The 17,239-nt window shown below is 34.1% G+C and carries 15 protein-coding genes, 1 tRNA gene and 1 riboswitch; of the genes, 5 read left to right on the top strand and 11 right to left on the bottom strand.

The window, feature by feature from the left end:
* Window positions 1–24: 24 nt before the first annotated feature.
* The 4 genes from VB798_RS09430 to tgt all read right to left on the bottom strand — a co-directional run bounded on the left by VB798_RS09430 (window position 25) and on the right by tgt (window position 7,609).
* Window positions 25–2,499 (bottom strand): TonB-dependent receptor, encoded by a 2,475-nt coding sequence (locus VB798_RS09430; RefSeq protein ID WP_323258226.1) that lies wholly within the window; start codon window positions 2,497–2,499, stop codon window positions 25–27.
* Between the two features lie 108 nt (window positions 2,500–2,607).
* Window positions 2,608–2,704, bottom strand: a riboswitch (TPP riboswitch).
* 239 nt (window positions 2,705–2,943) lie between these two features.
* Entirely contained in the window at window positions 2,944–4,005 is a 1,062-nt protein-coding gene (locus tag VB798_RS09435) for a GNVR domain-containing protein (protein WP_323258227.1), read from the bottom strand.
* A 9-nt stretch (window positions 4,006–4,014) separates the two neighbouring features.
* Entirely contained in the window at window positions 4,015–6,204 is a 2,190-nt protein-coding gene (locus VB798_RS09440; RefSeq protein WP_323258228.1) for an SLBB domain-containing protein, read from the bottom strand.
* A gap of 271 nt (window positions 6,205–6,475) precedes the next feature.
* Window positions 6,476–7,609 (bottom strand): tRNA guanosine(34) transglycosylase Tgt, encoded by a 1,134-nt coding sequence (gene tgt / locus VB798_RS09445; protein ID WP_184136688.1) that lies wholly within the window; start codon window positions 7,607–7,609, stop codon window positions 6,476–6,478.
* A 183-nt stretch (window positions 7,610–7,792) separates the two neighbouring features.
* Between tgt and VB798_RS09450 the strand changes: the two genes are divergently transcribed.
* The 5 genes from VB798_RS09450 (at window position 7,793) to VB798_RS09470 (ending at window position 11,793) form a co-directional block, all read left to right on the top strand.
* A complete protein-coding gene (locus VB798_RS09450) occupies window positions 7,793–8,914 on the top strand; it encodes a glycosyltransferase (RefSeq protein WP_323258229.1) in 1,122 nt (373 codons plus the stop codon).
* A gap of 155 nt (window positions 8,915–9,069) precedes the next feature.
* Window positions 9,070–9,705: a 16S rRNA (guanine(527)-N(7))-methyltransferase RsmG gene (gene rsmG, locus VB798_RS09455; protein WP_323258230.1), complete on the top strand. Its 636-nt coding sequence runs from the start codon at window positions 9,070–9,072 to the stop codon at window positions 9,703–9,705.
* 161 nt (window positions 9,706–9,866) lie between these two features.
* Window positions 9,867–9,940: transfer RNA gene (locus VB798_RS09460), tRNA-Asn, on the top strand.
* 195 nt (window positions 9,941–10,135) lie between these two features.
* Entirely contained in the window at window positions 10,136–11,293 is a 1,158-nt protein-coding gene (locus VB798_RS09465; protein ID WP_323258231.1) for a phage integrase SAM-like domain-containing protein, read from the top strand.
* A 59-nt stretch (window positions 11,294–11,352) separates the two neighbouring features.
* On the top strand, window positions 11,353–11,793 hold the full coding sequence (locus VB798_RS09470; protein WP_323258232.1) for a hypothetical protein: 441 nt from the start codon (window positions 11,353–11,355) through the stop codon (window positions 11,791–11,793).
* A 71-nt stretch (window positions 11,794–11,864) separates the two neighbouring features.
* Here VB798_RS09470 and VB798_RS09475 read toward each other — a convergent pair whose 3' ends face one another.
* From VB798_RS09475 to VB798_RS09505, 7 genes are all read right to left on the bottom strand, one after another.
* Window positions 11,865–12,368 carry a hypothetical protein gene (locus VB798_RS09475; RefSeq protein WP_323258233.1) on the bottom strand — a complete coding sequence of 168 codons (504 nt, stop codon included), beginning with the start codon at window positions 12,366–12,368 and terminating at the stop codon, window positions 11,865–11,867.
* Window positions 12,369–12,374: 6 nt separating this feature from the next.
* A complete protein-coding gene (locus tag VB798_RS09480) occupies window positions 12,375–12,818 on the bottom strand; it encodes a hypothetical protein (protein ID WP_323258234.1) in 444 nt (147 codons plus the stop codon).
* Between the two features lie 23 nt (window positions 12,819–12,841).
* Complete coding sequence (locus VB798_RS09485) at window positions 12,842–14,893, bottom strand: hypothetical protein (RefSeq protein ID WP_323258235.1); 2,052 nt, start codon at window positions 14,891–14,893, stop codon at window positions 12,842–12,844.
* Between the two features lie 10 nt (window positions 14,894–14,903).
* Window positions 14,904–15,641, bottom strand: coding sequence for a hypothetical protein (locus tag VB798_RS09490; protein WP_323258236.1), 738 nt, complete (start codon window positions 15,639–15,641; stop codon window positions 14,904–14,906).
* Window positions 15,642–15,707: 66 nt separating this feature from the next.
* Window positions 15,708–16,097 carry a hypothetical protein gene (locus VB798_RS09495; RefSeq protein WP_323258237.1) on the bottom strand — a complete coding sequence of 130 codons (390 nt, stop codon included), beginning with the start codon at window positions 16,095–16,097 and terminating at the stop codon, window positions 15,708–15,710.
* Window positions 16,081–16,701 (bottom strand): glycoside hydrolase family 108 protein, encoded by a 621-nt coding sequence (locus tag VB798_RS09500; RefSeq protein ID WP_323258238.1) that lies wholly within the window; start codon window positions 16,699–16,701, stop codon window positions 16,081–16,083. Before VB798_RS09500 ends, VB798_RS09495 begins: the two co-directional genes overlap by 17 nt.
* Before the next feature lie 4 nt (window positions 16,702–16,705).
* Complete coding sequence (locus VB798_RS09505) at window positions 16,706–17,239, bottom strand: lysozyme (protein WP_323258239.1); 534 nt, start codon at window positions 17,237–17,239, stop codon at window positions 16,706–16,708.

The following is a 17,239-nucleotide window of genomic DNA, read 5'->3' on the forward strand; positions in this document are numbered from 1 at the left end:
GCATTTTCATTTTGAAACCTTTAATTAAAACTTCAAACTAACACCAGCCATTACATTTGTTCCAGCTTGTGGATAGTAGAAATTCTCGGTATAACTTGTTCCTTCATAAATGTAAGTGTAAGTATAACCGTTAGATTCGTACAAAGTATTGAAAAGATTATTTACTAAGAAACTGAAATTTACTTCCCTCAAAGTCTTGCCTTTTACAGTGTAAATCGCACGAACATCATTTGTAAAATAAGCATTCAATTTACGATTTTCGTTAGAAGTATTGTCCATATACTGTTTGCCAACATATTTAGACAATAAGCCAAATTCTAAACCTTTAGCTGGCGTAAATAAAATTTGCGACCCCACAATTACATTTGGTGAAAAAGCAATATCTGTTTTGCTAAGCGTTGGCAAAGCTACTTGTGTTTCGTTATCGTAATTATAGATTGATTCTGTGAAGTTCTTGATTTTGTTCTCCGACAAAGTAGCATTTGCATTAATTTTCAAAGCTTTATTCAATTGAACACCAGCTTCTACTTCTAATCCTAAACGATAACTTTCTGGAACGTTTACACGAATTGGCGAACCAACATCATTCAATTTTCCAGTTAAAACCAATTGATTATTGTAATTCATAAAGTAACCGTTCAAAGAAAAAGCAGCTTTTCCTTTTTGAACTTTATAACCTGCTTCAAAATCGTTCAACTTTTCAGATTTAGGTGTTGCACCAACATTATCAACAAAATCAGAACGGTTAGGTTCTTTGTTGCCGACGCTGTAAGAAGCATAAGCCGAAGCATTAGACGCTATTTGGTAACTTACTCCAAACTTTGGATTAAAGAATTTATAATCCACTTTTTGACCAATGTTCAAAAGATTATCATCCGTTCCTTTAATTTCATAATTCACAGTTCTTACTTGTAAATCAGCAAAAGCATTTATTTTTTCAGTAAGCTGATAGAATACTTTTCCGTAAATATTGAAATCTGTTTTCTGTGCCGTTCCGTTATAATATCTGTCTCCTAATTTTGAAGTAGAAGCATATTGCGCCCAAATGATTTCTCCATAATGACGACCCTTATATTGATTTAATCCTCCACCAATATTAGCTTTTAACTTCTTAATGCCTTGATAATCAAAAGAGAAAGTTGTTCCATAGAAATCATTATCTAACCATTTTCTACGAACTAAATCTGTTTTTTTGATGGTATCCGTACCTAAAATAACATTTGGCAGACCGTATTTTGAAAATTTATCTTGTTCTTTAAACTGCTCGTAATAGCCACGACCATAAGTATAATGGAAATTCAAATTAAACGTCCACGCATTTGATAAAGTATGCGAAGAAAGTAATTGATAATGATCTTGCTGATAATTATCCGTTTGATTTGGATAAGTATATAAATTGAAAGTACGATTTATCGGCAAAGTTGCTTCTGATACGCCTTCCCAAGCTTGATAGGTTTTTTCTTTTCCTGAGAAAACATTCAGACGAACAAAAGATTTTTTTCCAAAATAAGCACCAGAAAGATAAAATGATTTTAAATCAGAACTAGCTCTGTCGATATAACCATCAGAAGTAACTTTCGACAAACGAGCATCAAAAGTAAATTTATCGTTTACCAAACCAGAACCAACTAAAATAGTGTTTTTTAAAGTATTGAATGAGCCATAGGCAGAATTGATTTCGGCATAAGCCTGTTTTCTGAATTCGTTAGTAGAAATATTGATAGATGCTCCAAAAGCTCCCGCACCGTTGGTAGAAGTACCCACGCCACGTTGCACTTGGATTGAACTTACCGAACTAGCCAAATCAGGAGTGTTGACCCAGTAAGTACCTTGAGATTCTGCATCGTTCAAAGGAATGCCATTGATGGTTACATTGATTCTGGTAGCATCTGTTCCTCTGATTCTTACACCTGTATAACCCACTCCAGCACCAGCATCAGAAGTAGAAACTAACGAAGGTGTAAAGTTTAATAATTGAGGAATGTCTTGACCAAAATTTTGTTTCTGAATATCTTCTTTAGAAACATCCGTAAAAGCAATGGCTGATTTTGCATTGGCTCTAGTAGCATTTACTACTACTTCATCTGCGGCAAAAGTAGATTTACTAAGTTCGAATTTAAAAGAAGCATCTTTCTGTAAATCAATTACTTGTATTTTTTTCTCATAACCTACAAAGCTTACTTTCAAAGTATAAGTACCTTTTTTTACATTTTTAAGGGTGAAAATACCTTGTGCATTACTTTGCGTTCCTCTTACTGCATTCACTAAAACAATGTTTGCACCAGCCAAAGGTTTATTACTTTCGGCATCAAATACTTTTCCTGAAATAGTATATTGAGCGTATGATTTTGTGGAGAGAAAAAGTATTAAAACTAAAAGATTTGAATACTTTAAAATAGCAAAATGTTGATTCTTTGAAGAAAGAATCATGGCAACGAAATGCTTGAGCACACCTGCTTGAATAGACAGATTTCTCAGATTAGTCGTTAAATTTTTCATTTTTGAAAAGATTAACAACAGGCAAAGGAGTCAAATCCCGTTAGATTTAACAATGTGAAACCCTATGTGATTGATTGATTTTAAATCTGTTTACGTCATTATAACGCAAAACCAAATTTACAAAATCCCTTCGACGGAATTACCCGCATCAGGTTCAGTGGGTATAATCTCAGCCCGTTATATTAAGGCACCCCTTTTTGTGATTGTAAGACAAAGGTATGACGAAAACTGATAAATTGTATTTTTTTATTTCGAGACTTGATGATTTTGGACTTTACGACTTTAGACACAAGAGACAAGAAGCAAGACTGTTTTTGAGATTTTAGAACTGGAGGACTTTAAGATTTTAGATTCAAGAGATAAGAATCAAGACTTTTCTTTTTAGATTTTAGGATTTACTGACTTTAAGACTTGAGGGTATGCAATTTTAGGTTTTTAAGGTATTCAAGCCTTAAAGACTTCAGAAAAGTGAAAATTTCTAACCGTGATACCTACAACAGAAATGAACAAACCTAACAGAGTAAAGCCTACAATGATAATTCCCCTCGATGGACTACTTTTCTTCACAGGTATTTGTGCGGGTTCTAATACTTTAAAAACGGGTGTTTCTCTGTGAATTCTAATTTTCGTTTCTTCTAATTGTGTAGCCAATTGGGTGTAAAGATTATAAGCCAATTCTACTTCATGTTGTAATTTTTTGCCTTCATCTTTGGCGATGTTCAAGAATAAATTCCTGTTCATATCCTGATAATGCGAGTACGCAAAAAGGGCGTTTTCATAATGTTTTTGAGCTTCATTGATTCGTGAGGATAAGAAATCTATGTCTTTTTGCGTTTTTTCTGTTCGATACTGAATCACATAATTTAATAGATAATCTTGCGTAAATTTGGCAAGGGTAGCGGCAATTACAGGGTCTTGCATTTTTACTGACATCGTAATTACACCTGTTTTTTTGTCTAAATAAGTCACAACTCTTTTATGCAATTCTCGAATTTGTAAATCCTCTTCTTTATTCAAATGAATCAATTCTGGAGTAATTTTTGGTTCATTCAAGTTGTGAAATTCTCTTTTATTATATTCCCCAACGAGTTTTACAAGTATTTCCTTTTTACTACATTCCTTTAGATAATCCGAAACAAGCATTTCTCGCTGATGTTCGATTGAGTGAACTTTTAAATGAAGTAGTTGCATCAAAAAAGGCGTACTTTGTAAAATATTAGGGTATAAATCTGGTCGAACGGCTTCGGTTGAACCAAAACTACTCAGGTCAACGCCAGCAAGTCCAGCCAAAGATTTAAAATTATTCATACTTTCAGAGCCTTCTTTGATTTCTAATTCGGGTAAAATCTGTACTTGCGAAGTATATTCATTTGGAATATTATAGGCTATCCAAATGCCCAAACAAGTAAATAAAGTACTAAAAATGAATATTTTACATTTCTTCTGAAGTATTAAATGAAGCAAAGGAAAGAGCTTGGAATTATTAAAAATAGGGTTAGATTTCATGGTATAGATTTATTTTAAGTTATTACTAATATTGACCAATAAATAGGAAACCGAAGTAATTGCCCCCACTAAAGCGATACGCTCACCCGTAGAAAGTTTATGCACATTTTCATTTTGTAGGCTTGGAACAATGATTTCTGCTCCTTGTTCAACTTTAGGATAAGTATGGAAAAACAGAAAAGTGCGGGTTTTATCAGAAATGCCGTTGGAGTATTTTACATACAATTTTCGTTTGTTGGCTTTGTCTGTAAAACCTCCCGCTTGTCGGATATAATCTTTTACGTTAAGATGTTGACGAAAAGTAACCGCAACTGGATTCAAGAATTCTCCAGACAATTTTACGGTTTCTATTGCTCTTGGAATTTCAAGATAATCGCCATTGAGTAACAAAAGGTTGTCCGAACTATTGGGATTTTGTAAAATATAGGCTAAATCTATTGCCAAAACAGAACTGTCTCGCATAAATTTTGCTCCTTTCGGAAAAGCCTCTTTTTTCAAACCTCCCGCCAAATGAATCAAATCTGTAATGCGTTGAGATTTATCTTTTATCGTATAAACGCCAGAAAAATTTACTTCTCCATCTATTCTTACCGATTTTTGAACGGCATAATTTGGCGACTTACGAACGTAAATTCTATCAAAGGCTTGCAATTTGAATCCTGAATTTTCAGATAATATTTTTAAATTTCGGTCAATTTTAAAGGTGAAAATTTTCACTTGTTCGGGATTAGTTTTATTTTCTTCAGCATCTAATATCCGTCTTGAAAGTTCAATTTCAGTATTACTTGCCGCATCTGTAAAACCTTTAGCGAAAAGGATTAAGTCTTCAATTGTTAATCCTTCTACAAAATCAAACACACCAGTTTTGTTTACTTCTCCGTAAATGCTAATTGTTCTTTTTTCTCGGAGAGAAGGAATATTACTGATTTCGACAATATCTTCTCTTTGTAAAGGAATATCTTCAATTTCACCTTTTAGCAATTTACCAACATCAAAAGCAATGATAATGGGTTCGTTATTTTCTTGTTTTCGAGTAATTGTTGCACGATTCAAAAAGGCTTCTTCTTTCAAACCTTCGGCTTTTTTGATTAATTCTTTTACTGTACTCAGTTCCGTTTCCAAAGCATATTCTCCAGCTCTAAAAACAGCGCCTTTTATTTGTACTCTATTTTCGTAGCGATCCAGAATTGCTCCAACCGTATATTTATCGCCATTTTTAGGGATAAAATTCAATACTTCGTTTTCAGTAATGTTGAAAAGCTTTAAACCTGTTGCCGTATTTCTTTTGAGTGAAATTAAATTGGTATAAGCTTTATCCGTAAATCCGCCAGCGAAACGTAGTATTTCTTTGAGGTTTTCGGTAGATTTTACTTCAAAAATCATCGGACGTTTTACTTCGCCAGCTATTTCTACTCTTGTTTCATAATCGGCAATTCTGATTACATCTTGGTCTTGTAATCTGATATTATCTTTTTGGTCGGCACGCAATAAAAAATCATACAAATCAATAATTCTGACGATTTTGTTATTTCTGATGACCCGAATATTTCTAAACGAACCATTTTCAGAAGGTCCGCCAGACAAGTAAAGTGCATTAAAAACACTTGCCAAAGACGAAATGGTATAAGTGCCAGGGCGATTGACTTCACCCGTAAGCGTTACTTTAATACTTCTAACATTCGACAAAGTAATTTGGGCTGAAACACCACTTTGCGGAAGATTGATGCCTTGATAAAGTTGGCGAAGATGTTTGATAATTCTTTCAGAAGCCGTTTCAATACTTAATCCATTGATGTAAATCGGAGCAAGATTGAGAATCTTTATTGTTCCTTCTGGACTGATTTTTACTTTATAATTATCCAGAGCATTTCCGAAAATATCAATGTTTAATTCGTCGTCTGGACCTAATTGATAATTTTTGGGCGTAGCGATGCGTAAATCTGGTTCAAAACTTAAATTATTTTGCGTGAAAAGCGATGCTCCGAAAATAGCAAGTTTGGAAGAATGATGTTCGAAAGAATCTTTTTTAACAAAAGGAATTGCCGGTTTAATTATTTGTCGATTCGTTGAAATTTCTTTTGGAGAATTCGGTTGAAGATTGTTAAAATATTTTTTGGTAAATCTTTCTTGAAGCGTATCAAATTGTGCCGAAGAGTAACCTTTCAACAACATGGCTTCTTTGATTTGCGATTCGGACATGCCATTTGCCTGAGCTTTCAGAAATAAAGCTTTCAGCTGTTCATCGCTAAAATCATTGAGTTTCTTTTGCGCTAGAATCTTAGTGCAAAAAATGAAAGAAAAGAAAAAGATGTAGCAAATGTAGGAATAGTACTTCCCACAAGATTTTGTTTGTAGGCTCATTGTCGTAACAATTTACAGGTGGATAACTGTCTGATTGATAGAGAACTCTTCCTTAAAAATAAGAAATAAAATTATTCAAAGGAAGAGTTTAGCCTAAATATTTTTTGATTTATAAACGTTGCATCAATTTTACAACCATTGCATCTTTCCAAGTTTTAAAAGTACCAGCAATGATTTGCTCTCTTGCCTGCCCAACCAACCACAAGTAAAAACTAAGGTTATGAACACTGGCAATCATTGCTCCTAACATTTCATCTGCTTTCAATAAATGGCGGAGATATGCTTTTGTATAAAAATTACTTGCATAACAATTAATGCCTGAGTCGATGGGCGAGAAATCATCTTTCCATTTTTCGTTTCTCATATTAATTGTTCCTTCCGTCGTGAACAACATGCCATTTCGGGCATTTCTGGTTGGCATTACGCAGTCGAACATATCAATTCCCAAAGCAATACTCTCTAAAATATTAGCAGGAGTACCCACGCCCATCAAGTAACGTGGTTTATCTTTTGGCAAAATATCCGTTACCATTTCTGTCATTTCGTACATCATTTCGGCAGGTTCGCCTACTGAAAGTCCACCGATGGCATTTCCTTCACGCTCAAAACTAGCGATTACTTCCGCAGATTTTACTCTTAAATCTTTATAAACACTTCCTTGAACAATCGGGAAAAGTGTTTGGCTGTAACCGTATTTTGGTTCGGTACGGTCGAAATGTTCACAACAACGTTTTAGCCAACGGTGCGTCATTTCCATCGATTCACGAGCGTAGCCGTATTCGCAAGGATAAGGAGTACATTCATCAAAAGCCATGATAATATCTGCACCGATGGTTCTTTGAATGTCCATTACTCCTTCAGGACTAAAGAAATGTTTTGAACCATCTACATGAGATTTGAACGTAACGCCTTCTTCTTTAATTTTTCTACCAGTTCCAGCCAAAGAATATACTTGGTAACCGCCAGAATCAGTTAAAATAGGTTTATCCCAACCGTTGAATTTGTGTAAACCGCCCGCTTTTTCAATAATGTCCAAACCCGGACGCAAGTACAAGTGATAAGTATTTCCCAAGATAATTTGGGCGTGAATATCGTCTTTGAGTTCACGCTGATGCACAGCTTTTACCGAACCTGCCGTGCCGACAGGCATAAATATAGGAGTTTCTATTTGTCCGTGGTCGGTTTGAAGTACGCCTGCACGGGCTTTAGAATTGGGGTCATTGTGTTGTATATCGAAAGTCATTTGCTGAACAAAAAGGATTTTAAGACCAAGAAAAGGGATATGTTATCCTTTCTGAATTTATTTTTACGGAAATCTTACAAAATTACGAGTTTTATCAACAAATCTTTCTTCTTTTACCGATAGCCTTTAGGCTTTTACTTATCTTTGCACTCCCAAAAGATTAACCAACTGATATTTAATACCTTGATACCCTTTCTATTTAGCATATACATATTTTCTGTTGGTCTTCAACTGTTTTTTATTTTATTCGTTTTCGCCAAAGTCAACAGACATGAAAGTCCGATTCAGGAAGAAATAACTTCAGAAGGCGTTTCAGTAATTGTTTGTGCATGGAATGAATTAGAAAATTTAAAAGAGTTGATTCCATTATTAGATGAACAAGATTATCCAAATTTTGAAGTAATCATTATGGACGACCGCTCTTGGGACGGCACGCATGAGTACTTAATGAAAGAATGTTCGGCATTTCAACAAGTAAGATTTATACAAATAGAAAAAACACCAGCACATCTTTCAGCCAAAAAATATGCTTTGACTTTAGGCATAAAATCAGCGAAATACGATGTTATTTTATTGACAGATGCCGATTGTCGCCCGCAAAGTAAAGAATGGATAAAAGGAATGGCAGAATGTTTATTGCCAGAAAAACAAATCGTTTTGGGCTTTTCTCCTTATTATACAGAAAGCTCATTGTTGAATAAATTGATTCGCTACGAAACCTTTATTACGGCATTACAATACTTTTCACTAGCCATAAAAGGACAGCCATATATGGGTGTAGGTAGAAATTTGATGTACCGAAAATCATTATTTCTTGAAAACAAAGGTTTTGCAAAACATACAAATATTGTAGGAGGCGACGACGATTTGTTTATGAATGATGTAGCAACTGCGGAAAATACAACAGTTTGTTTGAATCCAGATACTTTTATGTATTCTGTACCAAAGAGTACTTGGGAAGCATGGTATCGTCAGAAAACAAGACATTTATCGGTCAGTAAATATTACCGTTTTGAAAACAAATTAATCTTAGGAAGTTTGGCTTCCACCCAAATATTTTCTTGGATTTTATTGTTTGTATTAATTCCTTTTACGCTTCAAACAGTACTTTTATATGCAGTTTTGGGTGTTTTTGCCCTAAGATTAATCGCTCAGTGGATAGTTTTTGCAAAAGCCAATCAGCGTTTTGATAATATTTTTAAATCAGCAACACTCCCACTTTGGGATTTTATATTTACACTTTACTTTTTGATTATGGGCGTAAATAATCTGATTCCCAGAAAGAAAAAAATGAGATGGAAATAAAGGAGTTTTTGAATGATGAGTTTGGAGTGCAGAATGACAGAATAATCATAACCTCACTCCCGATCCCTCTCCTATTGACAGTGGAGCTTTGGGAGCGAAAATCTGCAAATAATTCACAATTCAAAACTCACTCAATCACAATTAATAAAAAGAACATGACAAACAACCATACATTAATAGAAAAGTATTTTCCACAACTTACTGAAAAGCAAAAACAACAATTTGCACAGTTAGGAGAATTATATGCACACTGGAATGCGCAAATCAATTTGATTTCAAGAACGGATATGGATAACCTTTATGAAAAACATATTTTGCATTCATTAGGCATAGCGAAGGTCGTTAACTTCAAAGATTTTACTGAGATTTTGGATGTTGGCACAGGAGGAGGTTTTCCGGGAATCCCATTAGCAATCATGTTTCCGCATTGCCAATTTCACTTAGTTGATAGCATTGGGAAGAAAATCAAAGTAGTAAACGAAGTAGCCAATGCCTTAGGTTTGGAGAACGTAAAAGCAGAACAAATCAGAGCCGAACAAATTGATGGAGAATATGATTTTATCGTAAGCCGTGCAGTTACTCGTCTTTTACCATTTTACGGTTGGGTGAAAGGAAAAGTAAACATCAACAATTACAATAAACTGAAGAATGGCATTTTGTATCTAAAAGGAGGAGATATGAAAGAAGAATTGAAGGAATTAGGCAAAAAAACAAGAACCTTTGAACTTTCAGACTATTTTGAGGAAGAGTTTTTCGAAACAAAGATGGTTGTTCACGTTCCGATGAGTTAAAAAGGGCTTTTCAAAAGCAAAAAAGTGTAAAAAAATATCATTTGTAATATTCTGAAAATCAAGGAATAAACATTTTTCTTTAAAATTTTGATATTTTTTTCATGGAAAAGACTTGCATGATATGCAAAAACAGACTACTTTTGCATCACGATTAACAACAATCCTTCTTAGCTCAGCCGGTTAGAGCACATGACTGTTAATCATGGGGTCCCTGGTTCGAGCCCAGGAGAGGGAGCAATTAACGAAAATAAGTCATTTAAAGCCACTATCAAGTGGCTTTTTTTTTGCCCTCTACTCAATCCACACTTATTTATTTTTACAACCTCTTAATTAACATAAGAGTAGAAAAAGGTACTTGAAAAGGTACTGAAAGGTAATTAGGTACTTTGCCTAATTGCTAACAATCTACTGCTATGTTGCAAAAAAAAGAATGCTATTTTCTATCAAGTTCAGACTACGAACACAAAACCACAACCCCACAACAAATTTAACCCCCATCTATTGTAGAATTACCGTTAATGGTGAAACAGCCCCAGACATTTTCACGGGTGTTCGATGCAACCCAAATCTATGGAGCGTTACAAAACAATTAATTACAGGACATTCAAAAGAAGTAAAAGAAGACAACAATTCATTAGAAAATATCCGAACGGATTTAAAGAACTTAATCAACTTCAAAGATGAGAACGACACCGCAATTACAATAAGAAACAAGTACATTAAAAAGGACATTCCACCGCCAACCTTAACACAAATTTTCGAAAGATACATTGTTGAATGCAAAGAAAAATTGAATGATACAGAGTACGCACTTGAAAAGAAAACGATTGAAAAATGGTATTATTCGTTAGACCATTTGAAGGAATTTGTAGGAGAAAACAGAAAGCTATCTAGTATAAAAAATGGCTTTGAAGAGGACTATTACACGTTTTTGATAAAAAAAGGTACTATGAAAAACGACCATGCGGTAAGGAATGTTAGCTATCTTAAATCATCGTTAGACTATGCCGTTAAGCTAAAATATTTAGAAAGTAACCCTATCTCTTGCGAACAGTTTCGGAAAGACCCAGATAAAGACATTGTATATTTAATGCCTGAAATGTTAGCGAAAATTGAGGTAATGAAGTGTGAGCCAATTTTTCAAGAATCTGTTGATTTGTTCTTATTTATTTGCTATACGTCGATGGATAATAATGAGTTGAAAGTTTTCGATTATAAGCAGCATATTGTAGGGGATGCAATTATTATAAGGCGTGGAAAGTCTAAAAGATTTGGGTCAAAACAAATAATACCAATATTACCAAAGACCCGTAAAATGCTAGAGAAATATAATTACAAACTCCCCATACACCACACTTACACGCTAAACCGTTATTTGGATGTGATAGAAAAATCATTGGGATTGCCTTATAATTTAACTACTAAGGTTGGCAGAAAAACGGCGGGAATGTTCTTTTTAATTAACGATGTGCCTATTGAAATTGTAAGCCGTATTTTAGGACATAAATCCGTTAAGACCACCCAGCGACATTATGCGGATATTTTGAACGCAAAGACGGTACTTGATAAAACCAAACATTTGATGTAAAATACAACCAATAACGTATTTTTGTGAGATTCTAAAATTTAACATAAAACAATACTACAATGAAAAAGCTAATCATTTTGATTTTTATTCTACAAGCTTGCACAACTCAAAAAGCGGTGCAAATTGATACAAAAACAAAAATATTATTCTTTCTTAAACACTCTGATTCTGACAATTATATGAATAAAGCTAAATTGAAAAACTGGGAAACTTCTTTAAGAAAGAATTTCAAAAATTTAGAGATTGTAGCAAAACCATACAATGTTGAAAGTTCACTAAGTTTCAAAGAACAATTAGACGTTAGGAAACAGCAAAACAACGTGAAGTATATTTTTACTTATGAGTTTATCCGCTCTAATAAACCATCTCAAAACAGATACGTTTTTGTATTGTTAGATTCAGAAAACAGAATCATCCAAGACAAAGTATATCACAATAAAATAGTAATGAGTATAAGCGAAGTAACAAGAGATTTTAAATCTTTGTCAACGCTCAAATAAATACGATACTTCAGCACCAAAAAAAAGCCCGTTCGATTGAACGGGCTTTTGTAATTCACAACAATACTAAATCAAATAATATTTTTCAATCTGAGTAAAACCGAAAATCCCAACAGTGTACCGATTGCGATAAGTATCAACAATAACCGCTCTGATTTCTTTTTACTTTCTTCAATTTTATTCTGTAAGCTAAGATTGAGTTTTACACCATCTAACATTACTTTATTCGTTTCCTGTAATCTTATTGATAGTAATTCAACCTTTGCAGTATTTTCTTTGACTACAGTATCAACCCGAACGGTTTTGATATAGATTGTTTTGCTATCAGGGCAACGTAATGTTTTTTGTTGTTCTGGACAATCAAGCAAGATGCCTTTTTCAATCGTGGTATCTTTCCTTACAATGGTAATCCCTTCAATGTATTGTGAATGAATAGGAAAAGTGTCCGCACATTTTTGGGCAAATTCCCCAGGCGAATTTTTGTAATATTCGTCCGCTATTTTTCGGGCTTTCTTTTCAGAAATACACCCTAACATTAATACAAATGTTAGGGTGTAAAGTATTGGGCGGTTCATAAATGATTATGAATTGAAATTGCTCAAATCGTTGAAGTTGCCAGCTTGGTCGTTTCGTGCTATCATAAAATGAAGAACCTCTAAAATAGTATCACCAAGCGTTTGGTTTGGTGTTTGGCTTACATACGAAAACAGAAAATCAAATTCAGGAACAGCACCTACAGGCGGTACGTTTCTTGTTTGTTCTACGCCTTGTTGGTCGAAATATTGTTCTTCTACAAGTTCAACTCTTTGCCCTAATGCGTCAACGAATTTTTCATTGCTCGTCATCAATGCCACACGTTGTGTAGGTATGTAGTTTTCAGAAAGCAATTCATTTTGATAATGCTTAATGTCGATAGGACAAACGACCGTCTTTTGTACAAAGTCCACGTATGGACCAACTACTTGAACTTTGCGAGTAAAACCATTAATCGCAGGATGATTTGAGATATTAAATAATGTTTCCATTTTTTTCTATGTATTTATTTTTTTTAAGAAATTTTAACCCATCCACTACTTTTATATTGATACTCCCCTTCTTCGGCTTCTATTCCAGTTTCAGTAAGTTGATAAGCTTTTAAGCCAACAGCAGGCATTACGATAGCAAGCCTTTGGGCTTTGGTCATACGTGGAGTGGCTAAAGAACCCTGATAAGTAGAGTTTACGGTGAAACGGCTTGAAGTTGGATAAGTAATTACGCCTTGATTTTGCAAAACAATTTGTCCATTATAAAAAACATCGCTTGATTTATTAGCAAGTTGTTTCCAAACAAACGCACCTGTTTCATATTGTAAAATAAACGTAACAGGTTTATTTTGTTTCAGAACCAAATTTTCATTACCAAGCATTTTAAAACTTGCAGAGTTGACCAATGTAATATCAAAAACGGATACATTTTCAAGTGTGATTGTATTGCCTAATGTACTTTGGTCAATCCCAATCAAATTAATAGCAGAAGCAGGATTAACATAAATATGTGAGCTAACGGGCGCAACTTTAGTATTATTAGTAGGCACAACAGTAAAACTATTAACACCTTGATTATTTTGTACCGTCAGAAAACTATTTTCAACAACAGGGCTATTTGATTCAAAAAGAATCGCTTTTCCTGCATTTCTTGAAAAATCATTATTTTGAACTACGATATTTTCCGAACCAAAAAGCTTTGGATTTCCCCAAAACATTAAGCCGTTTTGTTGGGTTTTAATAGCTCGTGAATCATAACAAACATTACTTTCTACCATTCCATTTTTAAAAGGGAACGGATTTACACAGGCTATCAGGATACCCGAACGACGAAGGTTAGGAGTAAGATTATTCAATAAGTCTCTAACACCATTATTGTAACAAATATTTTTAGTAATAACAAAATTCTCTGCACTTGCTACACCAATTCCATTCAGGTAATTATCATAACAGATATTACCAGAAACTACTAAATTTGTCACTTTAGGATTTAATGCAGAACCTGCATTGTTCCCCACATCAATACCTAATCCGCTATTTCCAACAGCAACGCAATCAATAATTCTTAACCCATCAATAACAGCGTTTTCTACTTGTTGTGGCGGTCTAACATAAACACCACCCGCACCCACATCATTTATACCGAACTCTTTACCATTATAGTTTAACGTACATTTTTTTAAACTTACAGCAACACCCAGTACTAAGCCATCTAGTCCACAATTTGTAAATGATACATTTTCAATATTACAATCACTTGACATATAAAACTCATTATCATTTGCAACGTGGTTATCGATCAAACACCCTATTCGGTCAGCCTGTGCAGAAATCATATCTTCACCATAACGACCGCAATCATCAACGAAAGAATTAGTAAAAGAGAATTTTGGACAGTTAGACACAAATACACCAATATCACGAGTACTAACAACAGAGATATTATTAAATGAAATAGATTTACATCTGTCTGCATAAATGCCTTTAATACCTTTATTAAAAAGACCTCTATTATTAATTCTATTTCCATCCAAGGTGAAACCTTCAAGCCTTACGTTGTTATCTTTCACATTTAAGATACTACTCTCAAGATTCAAAGTACTATTGTCGATAAGCTTAATAATTGAATTATTCCCGATAATAGATTGATAGACCTGATAGCTTTTATTAACGATAATGGTAGAATTTTCTTTAAGGAATAAAGGCTTTTTCAAAAGCTTTGAAACCTTTACGGCTTTATCTAAAATTCCAGTATGGTCAGTTAAACCCTGATACTCTTCAAACCAAGTGTACAATACTCTATCAGAGACGTTTCTTTTAAGCCTCAAACCTTTGGTAGTTACAAGACAATACCCGCAATCATCAACAGTAACAGCGTCTAAAGCATCATACTTATAATAACCAGTTTTACCGACTTCGTTACAGTAAAATTCAGTAACACGCTTAACGGCAACTAAGTCAATATTTCTTAATTCAGAGATAGAATACCCAGAGAACATTTTATCGTTTCTACCTGACTCTTCATTAATATTGACACCTACATCATATAAATAGCGATTTAACTCTAAATTTTCCATTGTTAAAAAATTAAACTGTGATTAAAATATCCCCGTTTTCACGAGAAGTATATTTTGGTTTGTGATATAAATAATAAGCTACTACGACAGCCAGAACGATAAACAAAAATTTCAAAACACCATACTTTCTATTCGATAAGCCCAACACTACAATAAAAGCAGTAATCTGTAATGCGATAATTTCAACATTGCCCAATCGGTTGAACGATAGCGGAAAAATGTCACCTGAGTACATCCCAACACCCAAACCACCCGTAAATCTTTCGTCTCTTACAAAAATGCTTTGTGGCATCACTAGCGAAACATCACTGTACATTATTGGGTAAAAACTTGCGTCTCTATCTTGTAAAGAACTGGTTAGATAGAAATTGGCACTTTTAAAGTCGTAGCCTGATATTCCTAAATGTGTCGGGTGCGTATGAAAGAAAAACGGTAATTCGTTGTTTGCTTGAATCAGTTGTACGGCTCTGTAAAACTCTGAATAGTCAGGACTGTACTTTGATGAATCTGTTTGAGTGTTTCGGAAAAAGTAAACGTTGGTTGATGCCAGCGAACCGCCTTCTAAAACTTTCATCGAAATACAACCGCCAATTTCAGAACTAACAGGATAAACCGCTTTGATTCTTTCCTGAATACTTTTTGTAATCAGTATTGAAGTAGGTTTTGTTAGTACAATACAATCAACGTCATTGATGTTTTTTCGACTAACAATCTTTCTATCTAAAAGCGATTTTACAAAAGCGTTCATCTTGCTATTTTACAAAAATGTTGCCCGTATCACAGACAACATTAATTAACCAAACTATGAAAAAAATTACCTCTTTTTAAGTATTGCCTTACTCCTATTTATCTCGAGCAACACCATTTTATTGACTTTAAGCAGTGAGTCGTTGAGTGATTTTGTAGCTATCCAATTATCGTACAAAACAAGATTTTCGTCTAATACAGAATCGACTAAAGTTCTGTTTTCCTGTAATGCTGAAACAAACGAACTTCTACAGGTATCGCAAACGCCAAACGTTGTAGAATCAAGTAGTAACTCAGTTTTTACAACGTCATTGATTTCGTGTACTTTTTGAACAGCCTTAACGGTGTCAAAACTTTGTTTTTGTGGCTTTTGGTTGCCATTTGAATGATACACACCAACCATAATAAAACCACCTACCAGCATAAGTAAACAGAAAGCGTTAAATGAATTTTTCATGATAATATATTTGTTCTAAGAGTGAAATACGATTAATCCAACCTTTAAAAAATTTCAATTGTGTTCTATCGTTTGCACAAATCTTTTTATAAAAGTTAACCCTGAAACTGTAAAGCTTTTTGAATAATACTTTTGGATTTTGTTTGTTGATGGCTTTGATTGTTTGTGTTCCAAAAATGCCATCTTGTTTTATTCCCATTGCTTTTTGTAGCTGAAGCACCTTATTTTTAGAAGCACCACTATTAACTACAAAATCAGTGAGAAACTCTGCAATTGCTTGGTTGTGAATCTTATCACCTTTTACAACATTCCAGTAATACGTTTTGTAAATCGGCTTTACGTCATTGAGTGCCAAACGAGCCAAATCTTTAGGAGTAACTTTCTTATCATTATCTTTATCGCACTCAATCACAAACTTTTCTAAATCACAAAATCGGTTAAAAGTCTGGAATGTTACACCGAACTTGGTAGCACCGCCACGGTCAAAACGAGTAACTGTAAATGCTGAACCTTCTACTTTTACAACATGGTTAAAAAACGGTTTAAAGTCAGCACCAGAACAAAAATTCGTAAAAAACAGAATGATAAATAAAATTGCTCTCATAGGTTTATTTTCTGCTTAAATACTTTTTGATTAACCAGTAACCAAAGCCCAAAAAAGCAATTGTTTTTAAGATTGTATAAATGTCAGTTGATGAACCTTTGGCGTAAATTTCAGCTTCCTTTGCTCTTCGCTCAATCAATACTTTTTTATATTCCTGATTAGTCCCCCACTCCTTTACAAACTGGTTTGGTATTGCTGAATCATTCGGGTTCTTGTTTACCATTTTCAACAGTGTCGAACCACCAAAAGAACCTATACCACGGTTGTAAGTGTACATTACAAGTGCCGTAAATTGATTATCTGAAAGAGGAACTTTTACGAGCTTCATTACAGATTTTCCAGTACTGGACAACACTTTTAAAAATTCAATTTCTGCACGCTCTTTGGTAATAGTGTCGTATTGCTGAACTTTTGAACCGTTTGAATAGTAGTGATTCCCGTAACCAATTGCCCAGCCGTTAACATCCCAGTAGGCAACTTTCTGAAAGCCCTCAGCTATTTTTAAGACTTCTAAGCCTTCGTTGGTTATGCTATTCAT

Origin of the sequence: Arcicella lustrica (assembly GCF_034930985.1) — a bacterium.
GTDB lineage: Bacteria > Bacteroidota > Bacteroidia > Cytophagales > Spirosomataceae > Arcicella > Arcicella lustrica.